Annotated in this window: 21 protein-coding genes; 17 read left to right on the top strand and 4 right to left on the bottom strand. The window is 73.3% G+C overall.

Annotation, left to right across the window (positions count from 1 at the left end; translation table 11 throughout):
- Positions 1-72 precede the first annotated feature (72 nt).
- Positions 73-1494, top strand: coding sequence for an FAD-dependent oxidoreductase (locus AB0D46_RS04780; RefSeq protein ID WP_362875828.1), 1422 nt, complete (start codon positions 73-75; stop codon positions 1492-1494).
- Positions 1495-1514: 20 nt separating this feature from the next.
- On the opposite strand, the gene AB0D46_RS04775 is transcribed toward AB0D46_RS04780, so the two are convergent.
- A complete protein-coding gene (locus tag AB0D46_RS04775; protein WP_362875827.1) occupies positions 1515-2024 on the bottom strand; it encodes a hypothetical protein in 510 nt (169 codons plus the stop codon).
- 102 nt (positions 2025-2126) lie between these two features.
- On the opposite strand from AB0D46_RS04775, the gene AB0D46_RS04770 reads away from it, so the two are divergent.
- The 15 genes from AB0D46_RS04770 (at position 2127) to hypE (ending at position 17922) form a co-directional block, all read left to right on the top strand.
- Complete coding sequence (locus AB0D46_RS04770; RefSeq protein ID WP_362875826.1) at positions 2127-2498, top strand: hypothetical protein; 372 nt, start codon at positions 2127-2129, stop codon at positions 2496-2498.
- A gap of 226 nt (positions 2499-2724) precedes the next feature.
- Positions 2725-4545: a hydrogenase maturation protein gene (locus AB0D46_RS04765; RefSeq protein ID WP_362875825.1), complete on the top strand. Its 1821-nt coding sequence runs from the start codon at positions 2725-2727 to the stop codon at positions 4543-4545.
- 84 nt (positions 4546-4629) lie between these two features.
- Positions 4630-5685 (top strand): hydrogenase expression protein HypE, encoded by a 1056-nt coding sequence (locus AB0D46_RS04760; protein ID WP_362875824.1) that lies wholly within the window; start codon positions 4630-4632, stop codon positions 5683-5685.
- Between the two features lie 63 nt (positions 5686-5748).
- On the top strand, positions 5749-7536 hold the full coding sequence (locus AB0D46_RS04755) for a nickel-dependent hydrogenase large subunit (protein ID WP_362875823.1): 1788 nt from the start codon (positions 5749-5751) through the stop codon (positions 7534-7536).
- Positions 7533-8090 carry a hypothetical protein gene (locus tag AB0D46_RS04750; RefSeq protein ID WP_362875822.1) on the top strand — a complete coding sequence of 186 codons (558 nt, stop codon included), beginning with the start codon at positions 7533-7535 and terminating at the stop codon, positions 8088-8090. The genes AB0D46_RS04755 and AB0D46_RS04750 overlap by 4 nt, the downstream gene beginning before the upstream one ends.
- Positions 8087-8761, top strand: coding sequence for a DUF5947 family protein (locus AB0D46_RS04745; RefSeq protein WP_362875821.1), 675 nt, complete (start codon positions 8087-8089; stop codon positions 8759-8761). The genes AB0D46_RS04750 and AB0D46_RS04745 overlap by 4 nt, the downstream gene beginning before the upstream one ends.
- On the top strand, positions 8758-9480 hold the full coding sequence (locus AB0D46_RS04740) for a DUF6084 family protein (RefSeq protein ID WP_362875820.1): 723 nt from the start codon (positions 8758-8760) through the stop codon (positions 9478-9480). Before AB0D46_RS04745 ends, AB0D46_RS04740 begins: the two co-directional genes overlap by 4 nt.
- Positions 9477-10922, top strand: coding sequence for a hypothetical protein (locus AB0D46_RS04735; RefSeq protein WP_362875819.1), 1446 nt, complete (start codon positions 9477-9479; stop codon positions 10920-10922). The genes AB0D46_RS04740 and AB0D46_RS04735 overlap by 4 nt, the downstream gene beginning before the upstream one ends.
- The gene (locus AB0D46_RS04730) at positions 10919-11488 is read left to right on the top strand and encodes a hydrogenase maturation protease (protein WP_362875818.1); all 570 of its coding nucleotides are present in this window, start codon (positions 10919-10921) and stop codon (positions 11486-11488) included. The genes AB0D46_RS04735 and AB0D46_RS04730 overlap by 4 nt, the downstream gene beginning before the upstream one ends.
- A 230-nt stretch (positions 11489-11718) precedes the next feature.
- Entirely contained in the window at positions 11719-12120 is a 402-nt protein-coding gene (locus AB0D46_RS04725; protein WP_362875817.1) for a hydrogenase maturation nickel metallochaperone HypA, read from the top strand.
- A gap of 3 nt (positions 12121-12123) precedes the next feature.
- The gene (gene hypB / locus AB0D46_RS04720; protein WP_362875816.1) at positions 12124-12963 is read left to right on the top strand and encodes a hydrogenase nickel incorporation protein HypB; all 840 of its coding nucleotides are present in this window, start codon (positions 12124-12126) and stop codon (positions 12961-12963) included.
- Positions 12963-15350: a carbamoyltransferase HypF gene (gene hypF / locus AB0D46_RS04715; RefSeq protein ID WP_362875815.1), complete on the top strand. Its 2388-nt coding sequence runs from the start codon at positions 12963-12965 to the stop codon at positions 15348-15350. Before hypB ends, hypF begins: the two co-directional genes overlap by 1 nt.
- Positions 15319-15672 (top strand): HypC/HybG/HupF family hydrogenase formation chaperone, encoded by a 354-nt coding sequence (locus tag AB0D46_RS04710; RefSeq protein WP_362875814.1) that lies wholly within the window; start codon positions 15319-15321, stop codon positions 15670-15672. Before hypF ends, AB0D46_RS04710 begins: the two co-directional genes overlap by 32 nt.
- Positions 15669-16811: a hydrogenase formation protein HypD gene (gene hypD, locus AB0D46_RS04705; RefSeq protein WP_362875813.1), complete on the top strand. Its 1143-nt coding sequence runs from the start codon at positions 15669-15671 to the stop codon at positions 16809-16811. Before AB0D46_RS04710 ends, hypD begins: the two co-directional genes overlap by 4 nt.
- Before the next feature lie 46 nt (positions 16812-16857).
- Positions 16858-17922, top strand: a complete 1065-nt coding sequence (gene hypE / locus AB0D46_RS04700) for a hydrogenase expression/formation protein HypE (protein ID WP_362875847.1) — start codon at positions 16858-16860, stop codon at positions 17920-17922.
- Positions 17923-18170: 248 nt separating this feature from the next.
- On the opposite strand, the gene AB0D46_RS04695 is transcribed toward hypE, so the two are convergent.
- Both AB0D46_RS04695 and AB0D46_RS04690 read right to left on the bottom strand, forming a co-directional pair.
- Positions 18171-18641 carry an SRPBCC family protein gene (locus AB0D46_RS04695; RefSeq protein WP_362875812.1) on the bottom strand — a complete coding sequence of 157 codons (471 nt, stop codon included), beginning with the start codon at positions 18639-18641 and terminating at the stop codon, positions 18171-18173.
- Positions 18642-18724: 83 nt separating this feature from the next.
- A complete protein-coding gene (locus AB0D46_RS04690) occupies positions 18725-19417 on the bottom strand; it encodes a TetR family transcriptional regulator (RefSeq protein WP_362875846.1) in 693 nt (230 codons plus the stop codon).
- A 110-nt stretch (positions 19418-19527) separates the two neighbouring features.
- Here AB0D46_RS04690 and AB0D46_RS04685 point away from each other — a divergent pair, with 110 nt between their 5' ends.
- Positions 19528-20460 (top strand): SDR family oxidoreductase, encoded by a 933-nt coding sequence (locus AB0D46_RS04685; RefSeq protein ID WP_362875811.1) that lies wholly within the window; start codon positions 19528-19530, stop codon positions 20458-20460.
- Between the two features lie 43 nt (positions 20461-20503).
- Here the strand turns inward: AB0D46_RS04685 and AB0D46_RS04680 are convergent, their stop codons facing one another.
- Positions 20504-20917 (bottom strand): PaaI family thioesterase, encoded by a 414-nt coding sequence (locus AB0D46_RS04680; RefSeq protein WP_362875810.1) that lies wholly within the window; start codon positions 20915-20917, stop codon positions 20504-20506.
- Positions 20918-20977 lie beyond the last annotated feature (60 nt).

Here is a 20977-nt window from a genome sequence, read left to right as displayed (position 1 = left end):
GACATCGACGAACGCGAAGGAGACCCATGAGGACGCGGCAGAAGGCGATGCGCCGGCTCGGTGAAGCCCGTCATGGGTGAGGGCACGAGCCGGCCTCCCCGGCGCGTACTCGTCATCGGGGGCAGCATCGCCGGCATGCTCGCCGCGGCCGCCGTCAAGGAGCACGTCGATTCCGTCGAGGTCATCGAGGCGCACGAGCTGCCCGACGGGCCCGGACCGCGTACCGGCGTTCCCCAGGCGGCGCACATCCACTGGCTCCAGGGCGGCGGGGCCGAGGCCATCGACTCCCTGGTGCCGGGCACCATCGACCTGTTGACGGCCGCGGGCGCCCACCGCGTACCGGTGACCACCGACATGGTCATCAACTCTCCGGAGGGGTGGTACCGGCGCTGGGAGCGCGCCACCCATGTCGTGATCACCGCGAGCCGGGACCTGATCGACTTCGTCATCCGCCGGCAGGTCCTCTCGGACCCCCGGGTCGGCGTTCGAACGCGGACCCGGGTGGTGGAGCTGCTCCGCGAGGGCCGCACCGTCACGGGGGTCAGGGTGCGCGCGGCCGACGGCGCGGAGACCGAGCTGCGCGCCGACCTGGTCATCGACGCGTCCGGCCGGTCCTCGCGCCTGCCCGAATGGCTCGGGAAACTGGGCGTCCGGGGACTCGTCGAGGACCGCGTGGACGCCGGCCTCACCTATGCGAGCCGGATCTACCGGGCACCGGTCCCCACGCGTGGCTGGCCCGTGGTGGGCGTGCAGGCCGACCCGCGTGCGCCGGGTCCCGCCAAGGCCGGCGGCATCCTCCCGATCGAGGGCGATCGTTGGCACGCCGGCCTGATGGGCGCCGCGGGGGGCCGACCCACCCGGGACCCGGAGGACTTCGAACCCTTCGCCCGGACGCTGCGCGACCCGGTACTGGCGGACCTGCTGAAGCACGCCGAGCCCCTCACCGACGTCAGCGTCTCGCACAGCACGGCGAACCGGCGCCACTCCTACGAAAGGCTGCGCTCGTGGCCCGAGGGCCTGGTGGCTCTCGGGGACTGCGTCGCGACCTTCAACCCCGTCTACGCCCAAGGCATGTCGGTGGCCGCGTTGGGCGCCGTCGCCCTGCGCGACGCCCTCGCGGCCCGCCCGGCTCCCGGCCTGGCCCGGCGTGCGCAGCGCGCCATCGCCGCTCCCGTCGACATCGCCTGGGCCCTCGCCGTCGGTCAGGACATCCACTTCTCCCCCACCAGGGGCAAGCAGCCGCACCTGGGGGACCGTCTCCTGCACCGCTACGTCAGCCGGCTGTCCCGCACCGCGACCGGATCGTTCCTGGCGGCCACGGCCCTGACCGACGTACTGGCCCTCCAGGCGCGGCCCACGTCCCTCGTCCGGCCCAGCGTGCTGTTGACCGCGCTCATGGGACCCTCACGCCCTCAACTCCTCCGCCCTCCGCTCACCCGGGCCGAGCACGACCTCCTGAACGGCCTGCCGGCGCGCGGGAATCCGCGTACCTGAGCGCCGGGCACGCCCCGGGGTCAGTGGCCGGCGGCGACCTTGACCGCCGCGACCGCCGTGCCGATCGCCGCGTCGATGCCGCCGGCGAGGAGGGCGAAGGCGGTTCCGCCGCCCATGCGGATGCCGCCGTAGCAGCCCCAGGCGAACAGGGTGGCGACGTTGACCGCGGCCGCCGTGAGGAGGGCCGTCTCGACGTGCATCACGTCGAGTGCGGCGAGGCCGATGAGGATCAGCGGGCCGACCGCGGACAGCAGGAGCGGGCTGCTGACGAACAGCATGGTGCGCAGGTCACGGCCCCGGGCGAGGACTCCGTGCGTCACCCGGTGGGCCTGCTGGTCGGCGACGAGCGAGGCCAACCACAGGCCGGCCGAGGCCGTGACCACCGTCAGGGCGGCGCCGAGGGCGTCCACGTGGCCGCTGCCCGCGAGCCCGATGACGACGGAGATCATCGTGATCGTCGCGTAGAGCCGTTCCTTGAGGTGGGCCGCGGCCGTGCTCGGGTCCACCTCGTCTGCCGTACGTCGCGCCACCGGCCCACCGTACGGCGCGACCCCGGCCGGCCGGGGGGACCACGCCGGCGGCCCCCGGCAACGGGCAGGATTGGCCCACCCGCGTCGGGGCAGGCGCCCGTCATGACTTTCGAGCACCCTTCCGAAAAAAGCGGCAGAGGCAGGCTCGGTCGCTTCGAGAAGCTGGCCGAGCTGGCCTCCAACTTCACCAGCTCCGCCGGCTTCTCCGTCCTCTGCGTCGGGCTCGTGCTGGCGTTCCTCGTCGTCCACGCCCTCCACCTGCCGGTGATCTGGCAGCACCTCGTGGGGGACGCGATGGCGGCGGTGTCCTTGCTGTTGCTGTCCCTGTTGAAGAACTCCGAGCGCCGGGCCGAGCACGCGATCCAGCAGAAGCTCGACGCCATCGCCGCGGCCCTGTTGGAGCAGCAGGAGGGCAAGGGCGGCCGGGCGCACGAGGACCTTCGGCGGGCCATCCGCGTGGAGGAGCGGGAGTAGCGCGGCGGGCGGAGCACGCGCCCCGCCCTCCCCGCCGCCCCGTCGCGTCCCAGGGCCGAGCGGCCCTCTGTGGACGCGCTTTCGAGTGACTCCTCCCGCACGGCTGCGGGCGGCGCGCCGATCCCGTACCCGACCATCTCAGGCGGCCGGTCATGTTCCGGTCACGAACCGTGAATCAGGCCGGGCGTCATGCCGTCCCGGCATCGGGCCGTCGCTGGGAGATCACGTGTACGTCCTGCTCGTCGCGAGTGCCTTCAACAGCCTGACGCAGCGGGTCCACGCCGAGTTGCGGGACCACGGCCACCGAGTGGCGGTCGAACTGGCCCTGCCCGGCGTGAACCTGACGGACGCGGTACGTCGCCACGCGCCGGACCTGGTGATCGCGCCGATGCTCCGGACGGCGCTGCCCGAGGAGGTGTGGGCGTCCCACACCTGTCTGATCGTGCATCCGGGGCCGGTCGGTGACCGGGGCCCCTCGTCCCTGGACCGGGCCGTGCAGGAGCGGGTGCCGCGCTGGGGCGTCACCGTCCTGGAAGCCGGGGCGGAGATGGACGCCGGTGACGTGTGGGCCTCGGTGGAGTGCGCCGTACCGCCGGTCGGCAAGAGCGACCTGTACCGGGGTGAGATCGCCGACGCCGCCCTGCGGGCCGTCCTCCTCGCGGTCGACCGCTTCGCCTCCGGTGACCACACGCCGCGGCCACAGGATCCGGCGACCGTCCGGACGCGCCCCTACCTGCGGCAGGAGTGCCGTCGCCTCGACTGGGAGGTGGACTCCACCGAGCGCGTGCTGCGCGTGCTGCGTGCCGCCGATTCCCGGCCGGGCGTCCGGGACGAGCTCCTCGGCGCCGAGTGGTACCTGCACGGCGGCCACCCGGAGGACCGGCTGCGCGGCCGGGCCGGGGAGCTGCTCGCGACCCGGGCGGGGGCGGTGTGCCGGGCCACCACGGACGGGGCGGTGTGGATCCCGGAGCTGCGGGCCGTCCGCACCCCGGGCGCCCCGGCGCCGGTCAAGCTGCCGGCCACCGTCGCGCTCGGCGACCGGTTGCCCGCGCTGCGCGAACGCCCGGCGCCGCTGCACGTCAACCCGGGGCGGCGCACGTGGTCGGACATCGGTTACCGGGAGGAGGGGCAGACGGGTTTCCTGTCCTTCTCGTTCCCCGGCGGGGCCATGAGCACGGACCGGTGCCGGCGGCTGCTGGAGGCGTACCGGACGGCCTGCGGCCGTCCCACCTCGGTGCTGGTCCTGGGCGGCGGCCGGGACTTCTTCTCCAACGGCATCCACCTCGGCGTGATCGAGGCTGCGCCGGACCCGGCCGAGGAGTCCTGGGCCAACATCAACGCCATGGACGACCTGGTGGAGGCCGTCCTGACCACCACGGACCGGCTGGTCGTCGCCGCGGTCGGCGGCAACGCGGCCGCCGGCGGGGCGCTGCTGGCGCTCGCCGCCGACGAGGTGTGGTGCAGGTCGGGGGTGGTGCTGAACCCGCACTACCGCCTGATGGGACTGCACGGCTCGGAGTACTGGACGTACACCCTGCCGCGGCGCGTCGGCGCGGCCGTCGCGGAGCGGCTCACCTGCGGGGCGCTCCCGCTGAGCGCGGACGCGGCCCTCCGGCTCGGGCTGGTCGACCGTACGCTCCTCTGCTCTCCGACGGGGTTCGCGGACGAGGCGGCGCGGCTGGCGGCGCAGCTCGCCGCGCTGCCCGCCACCCGGTCCCGGATCGCGGCGAAGAAGGAACGGCGCGAGCGGGACGAGGCGGCCCGACCGCTGGCGGCCTATCGGGAGGCGGAGCTGGCGGTGATGCGCCGGACCTTCTTCGACCCGCAGGCGCCGTACCACGCGCTGCGGCGGGCGTTCGTGCGCAAGGAGGCCCCGGCGGGCACGCCCGAGCACCTCGCGCGGCCCGTACCGGACCGGCACGTGACGACTCCTGCCGACGGACCGGGCGCCCGAGACCGCACCGCCGCCCGTGTCATCGGTGACCGCACCGCCCGTGTCACTGGACTGGCCGTACATGACGGAGCACCCGGCCCCGCGGGCTGTTAGCAAGAAAGGTGGGATCCGGAGAGGCCGGACCCTCCGCTCCCCCTTCCCGATCTTCTCCCCAAGGAGCACCAAGGAGGCATCCCCGTGGATGCAGCAACGCAGGACCCGGTCGAGGACCCCCCGATCCACATCCTCTGGATCAACGCGGGGCTGAGCTGCGACGGCGACTCCGTGTCGCTGACGGCGGCGATGCAGCCGAGCATCGAGGAGATCGTGATGGGGGTGCTGCCCGGTCTGCCCAAGATCGCCGTGCACTGGCCCCTGATCGACTTCGAGTGCGGTCCCGTCGGCGGCGCCGACACGTTCATCGAGTGGTTCTTCAAGGCCGAGCGCGGCGAGATCGATCCGTTCGTGCTCGTCGTGGAGGGTTCGATCCCGAACGAGAGCATCAAACCCGAGGGGTACTGGTGCGGGTTCGGTGACAACCCGGAGACCGGCCAGCCCATCACCACCAGCGAGTGGCTCGACCGGTTGGCGCCCAAGGCCCTGGCGGTCGTCGCCATCGGCACCTGCGCCACGTACGGCGGCATCCACGCGATGGAGGGCAATCCGACCGGCGCCATGGGCGTGCCCGACTACCTGGGCTGGGACTGGAAGTCGAAGGCCGGCATCCCGATCGTGTGCGTACCGGGGTGCCCGATCCAGCCGGACAACTTCTCGGAGACGCTCACGTACCTGCTGTACCAGGCGGCCGGCTCCGCCCCGATGATCCCGCTGGACGACAAGCTGCGCCCCACCTGGCTGTTCGGGGCGACCGTCCACGAGGGCTGCGACCGGGCCGGCTACTACGAGCAGGGCCAGTTCGCGCACACCTACGACTCGCCCAAGTGCCTGGTCAAGCTCGGCTGTTGGGGTCCGGTCGTGAAGTGCAACGTGCCCAAGCGCGGCTGGATGAACGGGATCGGCGGCTGTCCGAACGTCGGCGGCATCTGCATCGCCTGCACGATGCCCGGCTTCCCCGACAAGTTCATGCCGTTCATGGACGAGCCTCCCGGCGCGAAGGTCTCCAGCAAGGCGAGCGGCGCGTACGGGGCGGTCGTGCGCAGGCTGCGGGCGATCACGGCGCACACCGTGGACCAGGAACCGAAGTGGCGCCACACCGGCGAGAAGTTGACCACGGGCTACCGCCCGCCCTGGTGACGGCCCGGCGCCTCCCCCTCCCGTTCAGGAACTCCGCACCGAAGAAGGGTCACGGCACAGACGATGGCGACACCGAAGACGAAGGCAGCCGCGGACGGCAGCGGTCTGGTGGAGATGGCTTGGGATCCGATCACCCGGATCGTGGGCAGTCTCGGCATCCACACGAAGATCGACTTCAAGCAGAAGAAGGTCGCCGAGTGCTACAGCACCTCCTCGGTCTTCCGCGGGTACAGCGTCTTCATGCGCGGCAAGGACCCCCGTGACGCGCACTTCATCACCAGCCGCATCTGCGGGATCTGCGGGGACAACCACGCGACCTGCTCGGTGTACGCGCAGAACATGGCCTACGGGGTGAAGCCGCCCCACCTCGCCGAGTGGATCATCAACCTGGGCGAGTCGGCGGAGTACATGTTCGACCACAACATCTTCCAGGAGAACCTGGTCGGGGTCGACTACTGCGAGAAGATGGTCCGCGAGACCAACCCCGGCGTGCTGGAACTGGCCGAGCGCACGCCCGCTCCGCACGCCGGGGAGCACGGCTTCCGGACCATCGCCGACATCATGCGCTCGCTCAACCCCATCGAGGGCGAGTTCTACCGCGAGGCGCTCCAAGTGAGCCGCTACACGCGGGAGATGTTCTGCCTGATGGAGGGGCGCCACGTGCACCCCTCCACGCTCTACCCGGGCGGTGTCGGCACGATCGCCTCGGTCCAGCTGTTCACGGACTACATGAGCCGCCTCATGCGGTACTGCGAGTTCATGAAGCGCGTCGTGCCGCTGCACGACGACCTGTTCGACTTCTTCTACGAGGCCCTGCCGGGCTACGAGGAGGTCGGCCGGCGCCGGGTGCTGCTGGGCTGTTGGGGCGCGCTCAACGACCCCGAGCACTGCGACTTCACGTACGCCAACATGACCGACTGGGGACGGAAGATGTTCGTCACCCCGGGCGTGGTGGTGGACGGCAAGCTGGTCACCAACGACCTCACCGAGATCAACCTCGGCATCCGCATCCTGCTGGGCAGCTCGTACTACGACGACTGGGAGGGCCGGGAGCAGTTCGTCACGCACGACCCGCTCGGCAACCCGGTCGACCCGCGCCACCCGTGGAACCAGCACACCATCCCGGCGCCGCAGAAGCGGAACTTCGACGACAAGTACAGCTGGGTGATGTCGCCCCGCTGGTTCGACGGCAAGGACCACCTCGCCCTGGACACCGGCGGCGGCCCCCTCGCCCGCCTGTGGTCCACGGCCCTGTCCGGGCTCGTGCACACCGACTACGTGCAGGCCACCGGGAACAGCGTCGTCATCACCCTGCCCCGGACGATGACCAAGCCGGAGACCCGCTTCGAGTGGAAGATCCCGAAGTGGAGCAACGCGCTGGAGCGCAACCGCGCCCGCACGTACTTCCAGGCGTACGCCGCCGCGATCGCCCTGCACTGCGCGGAGAAGGGGCTGGCCGAGGTCCGCGCCGGGCGCACCCAGACCTGGGAGAAGTTCGAGGTGCCGGACGAGGGTCTGGGCGTCGGCTTCACCGAGGCCGTGCGCGGCGTCCTCTCGCACCACATGGTGATCCGTGACGGCAAGATCGCGAACTACCACCCGTACCCGCCGACCCCGTGGAACGCGAGCACCCGCGACACCTTCGGCACACCGGGCCCCTACGAGGACGCGGTGCAGAACACCCCGATCTTCGAGGAGAACACCCCGGAGAACTTCAAGGGCATCGACATCATGCGGGCCGTGCGCAGCTTCGACCCCTGTCTGCCGTGCGGGGTCCACATGTACGTGGGCGGCGGCAAGACCGTGAAGACGATGCACGTACCCACCGGCCTGAGCGGACTGGGCGGATGAGCGCCCCGACCGACGCCCGGCAGGCGGGCCTGCGGGTGGACGAGGTGCTCGACCGGCTCGCCGGGTCCGGGGACCGTCAGGCGTGCGCGGCGGCCGAGGAACTGGTGCGCGTCCTCATGGACTTCTACGGGGCCGGGCTCGCCCGGATCGTGGAACGGCTCGGCGCCGCGGCCGGCGCCCGGCCGGGAGGAGCGCCGGGCGGGCTGCCCGCCGAACTGCTCGACGACGAGCTGGTGGCGAGCCTGCTGACCCTGCACGACCTGCACCCGGAGGACGTGCGCACCCGCATCGCGCGCGCCCTGGACCACGCGGGCGACCCGGTGGAGCTGATCGACTTCGACGAGGGCACCGGGGTGCTGCGGCTGCGCCCCGCGGCCGCCGCCTCCGGCTGCGGCTGTTCCTCCGGGACCGCCGACGCGGCCCGGCGGACGGTCGAGGACACCCTCGCCTGCTTCGCGCCCGAGGTGACCGGGGTGGAGTCGGAGGCGGTCGCGCCGCAGCCGGCGCTGCTGCAGATCTCCGCCCGCCCGCCGGCACCGGCGCGGGTCCCGTGAGCGGGCCCGCCGCGGCCGGCCCGGCGCAGGTCGCCCCGCGCGGCCTGCGCCGGTTCGCGGGGCCCCGTACGCCCCGCCCCGAGACCTGCGAACTGTGCGGGGTGGTGGTGCCCGAGGACGCTCACCGCCACCTGGTGGAGACCGAGCGGCGGGCGCTGGTCTGCGCCTGCACCGGCTGCGCCCTGCTGTTCGACCGGCCGGGCGCCGTGACCGGGCGGTTCCGGGCCGTCCCGGACCGCTACCTGACCGACCCCGGGCACCGGCTGGACGACAACGCCTGGGAACTGTTGCAGATCCCGGTCGGCGTCGCGTTCTTCTTCCGCAACGCCGCCCTCGACCGGCTGGTCGCCCTGTACCCGAGCCCGGCCGGGGCCACCGAGAGCGAACTCGACCCGCAGACCTGGCAGAGCGTACTCGGCTCCAGCCGGCTGGCCGCGCTGCTCGAACCGGACGTGGAGGCACTGCTGTTGCGCCGCGTCGAGGGGCGCACCGAGTGCCATCTGGTGCCGATCGACATCTGCTACGAGCTGGTGGGGCGGATGCGGTTGCTGTGGCAGGGCTTCGACGGCGGGGCCGAGGCCCGGGCCGCGCTGGACGCCTTCTTCGCGCAGGTGGTACGGCGGGCGAAGGTCCCGGCCGGGGCCGCCGGGGAAGGGGCGTCGGGATCATGACGGCGACGACGGACTTCACCTTCACCTGCCGGGGCGTGCGGGCCGACGGCTACGCCGCCGGGCCCACGCTGGTGTTCCGGCTCGGCATCACGGCCGGTCCAGGGGTGCGGGTGCACGCCCTGGCGCTGCGCTGTCAGCTGCGGATCGAGCCGGCCCGGCGCGGGTACGCGAGCGGCGAGGCCGACGGGCTGGCGGACCTTTTCGGCGCCCGTTCCCGGTGGGGCAACACCCTCCAGCCCGTGCAGTTCGCGCAGGTGCCGGTGATGGTGCCGAGCTTCACCGGGGAGACCGAGATCGACCTGGTGGTGCCCTGCACCTATGACATGGACATCGCGGCGACCCGTTACTTCAACGCCCTTCAGGACGGCGAGGCCCCGCTGCTGATGCTGTTCTCCGGCACCGCCTTCACGGGCGACGGCGGCTTCCGGGTCGAGCCGGTGCCCTGGGACCGGGAGGCCTCGTACCGGATGCCGGTCTCGGTGTGGCGCGAGATGGTCGAACAGCACTTCCCGGGCTGCGGCTGGCTGCGGCTTCCGCGCGACGTCATGGACGAGCTGCTCGCCTACCGTTCGCGCCACGCGCTGTCCTCCTGGGAGGCGACCGTACGGGCGCTGCTCGACGCGGCAGCCGACGCTCCCCCGCCGGTCGGGCGCGCGCCCGACCGGCCCGCCTGGGCCGGTGCCGTCCTGCCGCGCACCTCGGAGAGGACCGCCCCGTGACCGCGACGACCCCGCTCGCGACGACCGCGACCACCGGCGCCCCCGCCCGGGAGGACCACTTCGCCACCGCCCGGCAGGTGGCCGACGCCGTCCTGTTCGAGGGCTACGTCCTCTACCCGTACCGGGCGTCGGCCGCGAAGAACCGGATGCGCTGGCAGTTCGGCGTGCTCGTGCCCCCGACCTGGGCCCCGGCGCACGAGGAACACTGCTTCCAGCGGACCGAGCTGCTGATGGAGCCGCGCGGCGCGGCAACCCTTCGCCTGGAGCTGCGGTTCCTGCACGCGCGGCGACGGACCGTCCAACGGGTGCGGGAGGACGACTCGTTCACCACGACCGACGAACTGCACCTGGCGGACCGGGTGCTGGTGCCGTGGGACGAGGGGACGGAGGAACGCGTCGTCCACGCGATCCCCGTCGCCGAACTCAGCGGCGAGGGGCTCGTGTTGCCCTTCTCGCGGCCGGCCCGCGAGGACACCGAGGAGGTCCTGGACGCCGACGGGCGGACGGTGGGCCGGCTGGTGCGGCGCACCGAGCGGGTCAGTGGCCTCGTACGGATCCGCACCGCGGAACTCGACGGCCCCTACCGGGTGTCGCGGCTCACCGCGGTCGTGGAGAACACGAGCCCGTGGGCCCCGAACGGCGAACGGGACGCCCGCGAAGCCGCCCTGCCCCGCTCGCTCCTCGCCGCGCACCTCATGCTGGGGCTCGACGCCGGGTCCTTCCTGTCGATGACCGACCCGCCGGAATGGGCCAAGGGCGCCGTCGCCGACTGCGTCAACGAGCACACCTGGCCCGTCCTCGCGGGCGCCGGAGGCCACGCCGACGTGGCGCTGTCCTCCCCGATCATCCTGGAGGACCACCCGGCCATCGCGCCGGAGAGCGCCGGGGCCATGTACGACGCCCTGGAGATCGACGAGATCCTCACCCTGCGCACGGCGGCCCTCACCGACCAGGAGAAGCGCGAGGCCCGTGGTACCGATCCGCGGGCGGCCGCGGTGATCGACCTCGCGGAGTCCATGCCGCCGGAGGTCCTGGAGCGACTGCACGGCGCCGTCCGCGCCCTCCGGGAGGTCACTGGCGAAGGACCGCCGGAGATCCGCGAACTCCCGCCGGAGGAAGCGCTGTTCAGCCCGGACACGCCGTGGTGGGACCCGGCCCGGCCGGACGCCCTCGACCCGGTTCCGGAGCGGATCACGATCGACGGCGTCACGGTGGGCGTCGGCAGTCGGGTGCTGCTGCGCCCCGGGTTGCGGCCCACCGACGCCCAGGACCTGTTCCTGCGGGACCGGCCCGCCCTCGTCGAAGCGGTCCTGCACGACGTGGACGGCGGGGTGCACCTGGCCGTCACGGTGGAGGGCGATCCGGGCGCCGACATCCGGCGCGAGCAGGGCCGGTTCCTGTACTTCCAACCCGACGAGGTCACTCCCCTGGAGGGCGCGTGAGCGGCGGCGTGCTGGTCGCGGGCATCGGCAACCTGTTCCTCGGCGACGACGGCTTCGGCGTCGAGGTGGTGCGCGCGCTGTCGGCGCACCCGTTGCCCGACCACGTCGAGGTGGTGGACTTCGGGGTGCGCGGGGTCCACCTGGCCTACCAACTGCTGGACGGTTACGACACGCTCGTCCTGATCGACGCCGCCGCCCGCGGCGGGGCCCCCGGCACCGTGTACCTGATCGACGCCGGGGAAGCGGGCGCCGGGGAAGCGGGCGCCGACCCGCCCGCCGGCGGCGCCGTGCTCGACGGTCACCACATGTCGCCCGACGCGGTACTGGCCCTGCTGGGAACCCTGTGCGCGGGCACCGGGTCCGCTCCGCCGCGGCGCACCCTGGTCGTCGGCTGCGAACCCGCCTCGGTCGAGGAGGGCATCGGGCTCAGCGCCCCGGTGGCCGCCGCCGTACCCGAGGCCGTACGGACGGTCCTGGAGCTCGTGCGGGACGCCCCGCGTCCCGGGGCGGCCCCGGACGCACGGACCACCGCGCACACCGCGCGCGAACTGAGGAGGACCCCATGAAGAAGGCCTTCGTCGGCGGAGCTGCCGCCGCCGCGCTCGTCGCCGTGCTCACCCAGGTGCTGCCCGACATCCGGCGCTACCTGCGGCTGCGCAGGATGTGACACCCGCCGTCCTCCGGCCGGCCGCCCCGGCGCACCCGAACGGCGTACGGGGCGTGCGGGGCGTCGGCGTGCCCGACCGCGGCGCCCGGGTCCGGCCGCTGTAATGAGCCCCGGCAGGACGGAGTCCCGATGCACGAGATGTCGATCGCCATGGCCGTCGTGGGCCAGGTGGAAGAGGCCGCCGAGGCGGGCGGGGCGCACGCCGTCACCCTGGTCCGGCTCCAGGTCGGGGAGCTGGCCGGCGTGGTGCCGGACGCCCTCGCCTTCTGCTTCGAACTCGCCTGCGCCGGCACCGTCCTCGAAGGCGCCGAGCTGGTCACCGTCTCCGAGGCGGGCCGTGCCCGCTGCGCGGACTGCCCGGACGAATGGGCCGTCGGCATGCCGCCGCGGCTGTGCTGCCCGGACTGCGGCCGGGCCGGCGGCGTGGAGCTGGTGTCGGGCCGTGAACTGCGGATCCTCAGCGTGACCTGGGAGGACGACCCGGACGGCGGCCCGGGCCGTACCCGTGAACCGATCTCCGAGGAGGCCTGACCCATGTGCCGAGTGGTGGACCTGCAACAGGCGGTGCTCGCCAAGAACGATCTGGCGGCCCAGGTGCTGCGCGCCGAACTCACCGCCCGCGGAACGACCGTCGTCAACCTGCTGTCCAGTCCGGGCAGCGGGAAGACCGCCCTGCTGGAACAGGAGCTGCTGCTGGCCCGGGAGCGGGGCGTGGCCGTGGCCGCGTTGACCGCCGACCTGGCCACCGAGAACGACGCGGTGCGGCTGGCGCGTTCCGGCGTACCGGTCAAGCAGGTGCTCACCGACGGGTTGTGTCACCTGGAGGCCGGGATGATGGGCCGTCACCTGGACGGGTGGCTGCCCGAAGGAACCCGGCTGCTGTTCGTGGAGAACGTCGGCAACCTGGTCTGTCCGGCCTCGTACGACCTCGGGGAGAACCTCCGGGTGGTGCTCGCCTCGGTGACCGAGGGCGAGGACAAGCCGCTGAAGTACCCGACGGCGTTCGGGCTCGCCCAGCTGGTGGTCGTCACCAAGACGGACATCGCCGAGGCCGTCGACTTCGACGAGGCCACCTTCCGCCGCAACGTCGAGCAGGTCAACCCGGGGGTGGAGGTGGTGCTCACCTCCGCCCGCGCGGGCACGGGCGCGGGCCTCCTGTTGGAGCGGGCCCTGGCCGTCGGTACGGGAACGGCCGCGCACACGCCGGTCATGGCCCGGACGGGACACGCGCACCCGCACCCGCACCCGCATGACGACGGGCACGTGCACGACCACGACGGGGACCACGTTCACGGTGGGGGCGCCGACCACCACCACGGCCCCGACGGGCACGTCCACCCGCACGCCCACGACTCCGTGGCGCGGACCCGCTGATGGAGGCCGTGCAGCGCCGCCGGATCACCGTCCGGGGCGTGGTCCAGGGCGTCGGCTTCCGCCCGTACGTGTACACCCGCGCCACCGGGCTCGGCCTCGCCGGGCACGTCACCAACACGCCCGAGGGCGTCGTCGCGGAGGTCGAGGGCGCGGCGGAGGCGGTGCTGCGGTTCTGCGAGCGGCTCGCGGCGGACGCGCCCCCGCTGGCCGTGGTGGACGCCGTCGACCACTGCGCCGTGCCGCTCGCGGGCGGCTCCGGGTTCAGCATCGTGGCCTCGCACACCGGGGGGCCGGCCCGCACGCTGGTCTCCCCCGACGTCGCCACCTGCGCCGACTGCCTCGCCGAGCTCGCGGACCCCACCGACCGGCGTCACCGCCATCCCTTCATCACGTGCACGCACTGCGGGCCCCGCTTCACCATCGTCACCGGGTTGCCGTACGACCGGGCCCACACCACCATGGCCGGCTTCCCGATGTGCGCCGACTGCGCCCGTGAGTACGCCGACCCGGCCGACCGGCGCTTCCACGCCCAGCCGGTGGCCTGCCCGGCCTGCGGGCCCCGCCTGCGGCTGCTGTCCGGTCGGCCGGTCCAGGAGGTGACCGACGTCGATCCCGTCGCCGGGGCACGCCGGCTGCTGGCCGAGGGGGCGGTCCTCGCGGTGAAGGGGCTCGGCGGATACCACCTGGCCTGCGACGCGGGCCACGCGGGCGCCGTCGCCGAGCTGCGCCGCCGCAAGGACCGCGGCGGCAAGCCGTTCGCCCTGATGGCCCGGGAGCTCGCCGACGTCGAACGGCTCGCCCACGTCGGCCCCGAGGAGCGGAGCCTGCTCACCGGCGCGGTGCGGCCCATCGTCCTGTTGCGCCGCCGCCCGGGAGCCACGGGCGTGGCGGAGGGTGTCGCGCCGGGCAGCCCCGACCTCGGCGTGATGCTCCCGTACACGCCCCTGCACCACCTGCTGCTCGGCCTGCCCGGTGACCCGGCGGGCCTCCGGCTGCTGGTGATGACCAGCGGCAACCTCTCGGGCGAGCCCATCGTCACGGACGACGCGGAGGCGCTGGAGCGGCTCGCCGCTCTCGCCGACGCCTGGCTCACGCACGACCGGCCCATCCACGTGCCCTGCGACGACTCCGTGGTGCGCGTGTGCGAGGGCGAGCAGTTGACCGTCCGGCGCTCGCGCGGCTGGGCACCGCTGCCCGTGACGCTGCCGGTCGAGGTGCCGGCGAGCCTCGCCGTGGGCGGGGACCTGAAGAACGCGTTCTGTCTGGGCGAGGGCCGCCGGGCCTGGCTGTCGGCGCACATCGGCGACATGGACGACCTGGCCACCCAGTACGCGTTCGCGGGCGCGCGGCGGCAGTTGGAGTCGGTCACCGGAGTACGTCCCGTCCTGTTCGCCGCCGACCGGCACCCGGGATACCGGTCGGGCCGGTGGGCGCGGGAGCACGCGGACGGGCGGCCCCTGGTGCTCGTCCAGCACCATCACGCCCACGTCGCCTCGGCGATGGCCGAGCACGGCCTCGACGGCGGTCGGCGGGTGATCGGCGTCGCCTTCGACGGGACCGGGTACGGGGACGACGGTGCGGTCTGGGGCGGGGAGGTACTGCTCGCCGACTACGCCGGGTTCACCCGGTTCGCGCACCTGGGGTACGTCCCGCTGCCGGGCGCAGACGCCGCCGTGCGGCGGCCGTACCGGATGGCGTTGGCCCACCTGTGGGCCGCCGGGCTGGACCGGGCCCCGGACCTGCCCTGCACGGCCGCTTGCCCGCCCGACGAACTCCGCGTGCTGGAACGCCAGTTGGAACGGGGGCTGAACTGCGTGCCGACCTCCAGCATGGGCCGGCTCTTCGACGCCGTCTCCTCCCTGGCCGGCGTCCGCCACCTCGCCGGCTACGAGGCGCAGGCCGCGATCGAGCTGGAAGGCGCCGCCCTGGAGGCGGGTACGGGGTACGGCCGCGGCTACGCCTTCGGGCTGTGCCCGCCCGCGGCGGCCGGCGCGGGGCCCGTGGTCGCCGACCCGGCGCCCGTACTGGCCGCGGTGGTGGCCGACGTACGGGCGGGCACGGCCGGGCCCGTGATCGCCGCCCGCTTCCACGCCGGGGTCGCCGCCCTCGTCGGCACGCTGTGCGGGCTCGCCCGCGACCGGCACGGCCTGGACACGGTCGCCCTGACCGGCGGGGTCTTCGCCAACACCCTGCTCTCCGCGGCCTGCGCGCACGACCTGCGCGGACGCGGCTTCACCGTCCTGCGGCACCACCGCGTCCCGCCGAACGACGGCGGCCTGGCCCTCGGCCAGCTCGTGGTGGCGGGGGCCGCAGGGGCCGCCCGCGCCACGGACCACCCACAGCAAGGAGAAGCCCATGTGCCTCGCGGTACCCGGCAGAGTGCTTGAGATCGCGGAGAAGGACGGCACCCGCATGGCCACCGTCGACTTCGGCGGGGTGCGCAAGGAGGTGTGCCTGGAGTACCTGCCGGACCTCCGGGTCGGCGAGTACGCCATCGTCCACGTGGGGTTCGCGCTCCAGCGCCTGGATGAGGAATCGGCCCGGCAGACCCTGGAGTTGTTCGAGCAACTCGGCATGCTCCAGGAGGAGTTCGGCGACCCCTGGGAGATGGCCGCGGAGGCGGGTGGCGCCTCGTGGCCCTTCACCGACGACGAGCCGGCCACGGACGCGGCGCCCACCGCGACCCGGCAGGAGGAGATCCCGCAGTGAAGTACATCGAGGAGTTCCAGGACCCGGAACTCGCCCGCAAACTGCTCGACGACATCCACGCCACCGTGACCCGACCCTGGGCGCTGATGGAGGTGTGCGGCGGCCAGACCCACACCATCATCCGCCACGGCATCGATCAACTTCTCCCCGAGCAGGTTGAGTTGATTCACGGCCCGGGTTGTCCGGTGTGTGTGACCCCACTGGAGGTCATCGACAAGGCACTGGAGATCGCCTCCCGTCCCGGCGTCATCTTCTGCTCCTTCGGGGACATGCTCCGCGTCCCCGGGACGGGCCGTGACCTCTTCCAGGTGCGCAGCGAGGGCGGCGACGTACGGGTGGTGTACTCCCCGCTCGACGCGCTCAAGGTCGCGCAGGAGAACCCGGAGCGCGAGGTGGTGTTCTTCGGCATCGGCTTCGAGACCACGGCGCCGCCGAACGCGATGACGGTCCACCAGGCGAAGAAGCTCGGCATCCGCAACTTCAGCCTGCTGGTGTCGCACGTCCGGGTCCCTCCGGCGATCGAGGCGATCATGCGCTCGCCCAGCTGCCGGGTCCAGGGCTTCCTGGCCGCCGGGCACGTGTGCAGCGTGATGGGCACGGGCGAGTACCCGGAGTTGGCCGAGCGCCACCGGGTGCCGATCGTGGTGACGGGCTTCGAGCCGCTGGACATCCTGGAGGGCGTACGGCGCGCCGTACGACAGTTGGAGCGCGGCGAGCACACCGTGGACAACGCCTACGCGCGCGCCGTGCGCCCCGAGGGCAACCCGGCGGCGCTCGCGATGCTCCAGGACGTCTTCGAGGTCACCGACCGGGCCTGGCGCGGCATCGGGGTCATCCCGGACAGCGGCTGGCGGCTGTCGCCGCGGTACCGGGAGTACGACGCCGAGCACCGTTTCTCGGTGACCGGCATCACCACCCTGGAGCCGGCGGAGTGCCGCAGCGGCGAGGTGCTCCAAGGGCTGCTGAAGCCGCACGAGTGCGAGGCGTTCGGCACGCTGTGCACCCCGCGCAATCCGCTGGGCGCCACGATGGTGTCGAGCGAGGGCGCCTGCGCGGCGTACTACCTGTACCGGCGGCTGGACCTCCCGACGCCGCCGGCCGCCCCGACCGCCCCGTTGGAGGCGAGCCCCGTTGCCTGAGACCGTACGACCCGACACCGCACGACCGGACCCCGTACCCGTCAACATGGGGCCCGACACCGCGCTCGACATCACGGGTTGGACCTGCCCGGCGCCGCTGCGCGACCGCCCCCGGGTGGTGATGGGCCACGGCGGCGGCGGTGCGCTATCCGCCGAGCTCGTCGAGCACCTCTTCGCACCGGCCTTCGGCGGCGAGGTGCTGGCGCAGCTCGGGGACTCCGCGTCCGTCCGACTCGGCGGGGTCCGGCTCGCGTTCTCCACCGACTCCTACGTGGTGCGCCCGTTGTTCTTCCCGGGCGGGAGCATCGGCGACCTCGCCGTCAACGGCACGGTGAACGACCTGGCCATGAGCGGGGCCACCGCGGCCTACCTGTCCTGCGGGTTCATCCTGGAGGAGGGCGTGGAGATCGCGACGGTCGCCCGGGTGGCCGAGGCCATGGGCGCGGCCGCGCGCTCGGCGGGCGTGGAGGTCGCCACCGGTGACACGAAGGTGGTGGAGGCCGGGCACGGCGACGGCATCTACGTCAACACCTCCGGCATCGGGCTCGTGCCGACGGGCGTGGACCTGCGTCCGCAGCGCGTCGTCCCCGGCGACGTGGTGATCGTCAGCGGTGAGATCGGGCTGCACGGGGTCGCGATCATGAGCGTGCGCGAGGGCCTCGAGTTCGGGGTGGACGTCCTGAGCGACTGCGCCGCTCTCGGCGGCCTCGTGCGGAGCATGCTCGCGGTCACCCCGGACCTGCACGTCCTGCGCGACCCGACACGGGGTGGCCTCGCGGCCTCCCTGAACGAGATCGCGGCCGCCTCCGGCACCGGCGTCGTCCTGCACGAGTCGAAGGTCCCGGTGCCCCCGGCCGTCGCCAACGCGTGCGCGATCCTCGGCCTCGATCCGCTGTACGTGGCCAACGAGGGCAAGTTGGTCGCCTTCGTGCCCCGCGAGCACGCCGACGCGGTGCTCGACGCCATGCGCGCCCACCCGTTGGGCCGGCACGCCGCGGTGATCGGGGAGGCCGTCGAGGCGCATCCCGGGCTCGTCGTGGCGCGGACCGGCCTCGGCGGGACGCGGGTGGTCGACCTGCCCATCGGGGAGCAGCTGCCGCGCATCTGCTGACCCGGCGAAGCCGGTACGGGGCCCCGCGCCGGCGGGGCCCCGTACCGGTCCGACGGCGGTCAGGGCGACCGCCGCGGACCCCCGCGCGGATCGCGCTGGGGGCGTGCGCTGACGGAGGGCCTGATCGGAGCGGTGTAGGCGTCCTACCTGACCTGCCGTACCGAACCGACGCCGCCGGAACCGTACGGATCGACGGCCCGGACCGTACGGGACGACGACCCGGACCGTACGGATGATCGGCTCGGGCCCTACGGATCGACGCCTCGGACCGGACGGGACGACGCCTCGACCGCCGCTTTGATCCGGGCACCGAAGGCCGGGGCGTCCTTGCGGGCGGCGCTCAGCGCGAGGCCGACGAGGAGCTTGCCGACGCCGTGCCCTTCGAGGGTGTTGAAGACGCGGACCCGGCTGCGGCCGCCGGGCAGGGCTTCGAGGTCGTAACCGCCCTCGGCCGTCACGAGGTTCTTGCTCTGCTCGCTCCAGCGGATCAGGCCCGGCGGCTCGATCGCGGTGATGCGGAACTCCCGGCCCGTCTTCATCCCGGCGTCCTTGACGGTGCTTCGGAAGACCGTGCCGACGGCCGTTGGGCCCTCCGGGACCTTGGTGATCCGCTGGACGCGCGGGCTGAACTCGGGGTCGTTGCGGCCGTCGGCCAGGTAGGCGAACACCGCCTCGACCGGCCGGTCGATCTCGACCGTCGCCTCGAACCGTCCACCCATGTGAGACTCCTTCGCCGTGCGTCCGCCGCGTTCTCCGCGTTCTCCGCGCGATCACGATCGTGCGTGATCACTCTCCTACGCGGTCACGATCCCAGACCGGGCCCGCCCGCGCGCGCCAGCAGCCCCGACAACAGGACCTCCAACGTCTCGCGCAGGGTGTCGGCGAAGTCGAGGCGCAGCACGGCCAGCGCCGGGTCCGCCTCGTAGGCCGCGATCATGGCGGCGGAGGGGTGGGCGTGGGTCCAGACCGCGCCGGTGACGATGAGGGACCCGGCGACGAACCGGAAGGCGTCCGACTCCCCCAGGGCGGGCAGTCGGGCGGCGACCAGGGCCGCCAGGGCGCTCGCGTGGGCGATCGCGGCGCGCTTGTACTGGGCGGCGACCTGCGGGGAGACGTTGCGTTCCAACACGGCTGACTGGGCGCTGATCAGGTCGCACAGGACGGGCCGTTCGGCCAGGGCTCGGGCGAGGCGGTCGGCGAGCCGGTCGGGACGCTCGGTGGGCGGGACGGCGTCCAGGGCGCCGGGGAGGGTCTGCTCCAGATGGTCGACGAGTTCGCCCGAGGCGGTGGCCAGGAGTTCCAGCAGGACGTCCTCGCGGGATTCGAAGTAGCGCAGCACGTTCGACTTGGCGAGGCCCACCCGGCGACTGAGCTCGTTCAAGGTGACCTGGGCGACGGGCATCTCGGTGAGCATGTCGGCCGCCGCGTCGAGGATCGCCCGGCGGCGGGCCGCGCGCTGCTCCTCGCTCCGGGCCCGCTGGAACTTACTGGGAATGGACACGCGCCCAGCGTACAGACCTGCGGTCTGTTGTTATCAGACCAGCGGTCTGCTAGCTTCGAAAGCAATGGACCGTCGGTCTGTTGCCGCCGCCCCAAGGAGCCGTCATGTACGCCGTCCCCGACCAGTCCGGCAAGACCGTCGTCGTCACCGGCGCCAACAGCGGCACCGGCAAGGAGGCCGCGCGCCGACTCGCCGAGGCGGGCGCCCGCGTCGTGCTGGCCGTCCGCACACCGGCCAAGGGCGAGCGGGCGCGCGCCGAGATCCTGGCCCGCCATCCGCGCGCGCGGCTGGAGGTGCGCCGGATCGACCTGGCCGACCTCGCCTCGGTGGCCGCCTTCGCCGACGGCATCCTGGCCGAGGGCGACCCGCTCGACCTGCTGGTGAACAACGCGGGCGTGATGGCCCCGCCGACCCGGATGACCACGTCCGACGGCTTCGAGTTGCAGTTCGGCAGCAACTTCCTCGGCCCGCTGGCCCTGACCGTACGGCTGCTGCCCGCGCTGCTGGCCGCCCCGGCCCCGCGGGTGACCACCATGAGCAGCGGCACCGCCAACTTCGGCAGGGTGGACCTCGCCGACCTCCAGTACGAGCGCCGCCGCTACCACCCGATGCTGTCGTACGCCCAGTCCAAGCTGGCCGACCTGATGATGGCCCAGCACCTGGACGAACTCGCCGCCGTCCAGAGGTGGCCGCTGCGGAGCACCGCCGCCCACCCCGGCTACACGAGGACGAACCTGCAGACCGCGGGAGCGAGCCTGGGCCGGGGAAAGCCGTCGCGGCTGCACCGGCTCGTGAGCTCCGTCGACTTCCTCCCGAAGCAGGAGGTGGGCCCGGGCACCGAGCCCCTGCTGTACGCGGCCACCAGCCCGGACGCGGTCGCGGGCGGCTACTACGGCCCGAGCGGCCCGTTCGAGCTGGTCGGCCCGGTCACCGCGGCCCGCGTCACCCGCCGGGCCCTGGACCGCGCGGCCAACGCCCGACTCTGGGAGGCGGCGGAACGCCTCACGGGCGTCCGGGCCGTCACCGCGGACCACTGACGGGCCGGGGACTCCCGCGCGCGAGGCGCCCCCGGCGGCCGGGTCAGCCGAGAAGGGCGTAGACCGCGGAGGCCTTGGCGGCGGGTTCGTCGGCGCCGTCCGCGGTCATGGTGACGTCGGCGAAGGCCATCCGCTTGCCGAGCTTGGTGACGCTCACCGCGATCAGCACGTCCGTACCGGTCACGGGCCGCTGGAAGCTGGTGGACTGCTGGACCGTGGTCATCGGCCCGTACCCGCCGCGGGCGGCGGAGATCGCGATGACGGTCGCGGTGTCGGCGGCGGCCATCAGGGCCTGGCCGCTCAGCCCGCCGCCGTCGCGGGCCAGGTCCGCGGACCAGGGCAGCCGCAGCACGGCGTGCCGGGTTCCCGTCTCCTCCACGGTGAGGCCCAGGGCCAGCACCCAGGGCGCGAAGTTGTCTGCCAGGATCCTGTCGGCTTCTGCCGGTGTCAGCGTCACCCGAGGATTGTGACGGCCCGGGCCGGGCCGCCACAACACCGCCGCCGCGAAGGGGCTTTC

This window comes from Streptomyces sp. NPDC048383 (assembly GCF_040651775.1).
Lineage (GTDB): Bacteria > Actinomycetota > Actinomycetes > Streptomycetales > Streptomycetaceae > Streptomyces.
This window is presented reverse-complemented; position numbering and strand designations above follow the sequence as displayed.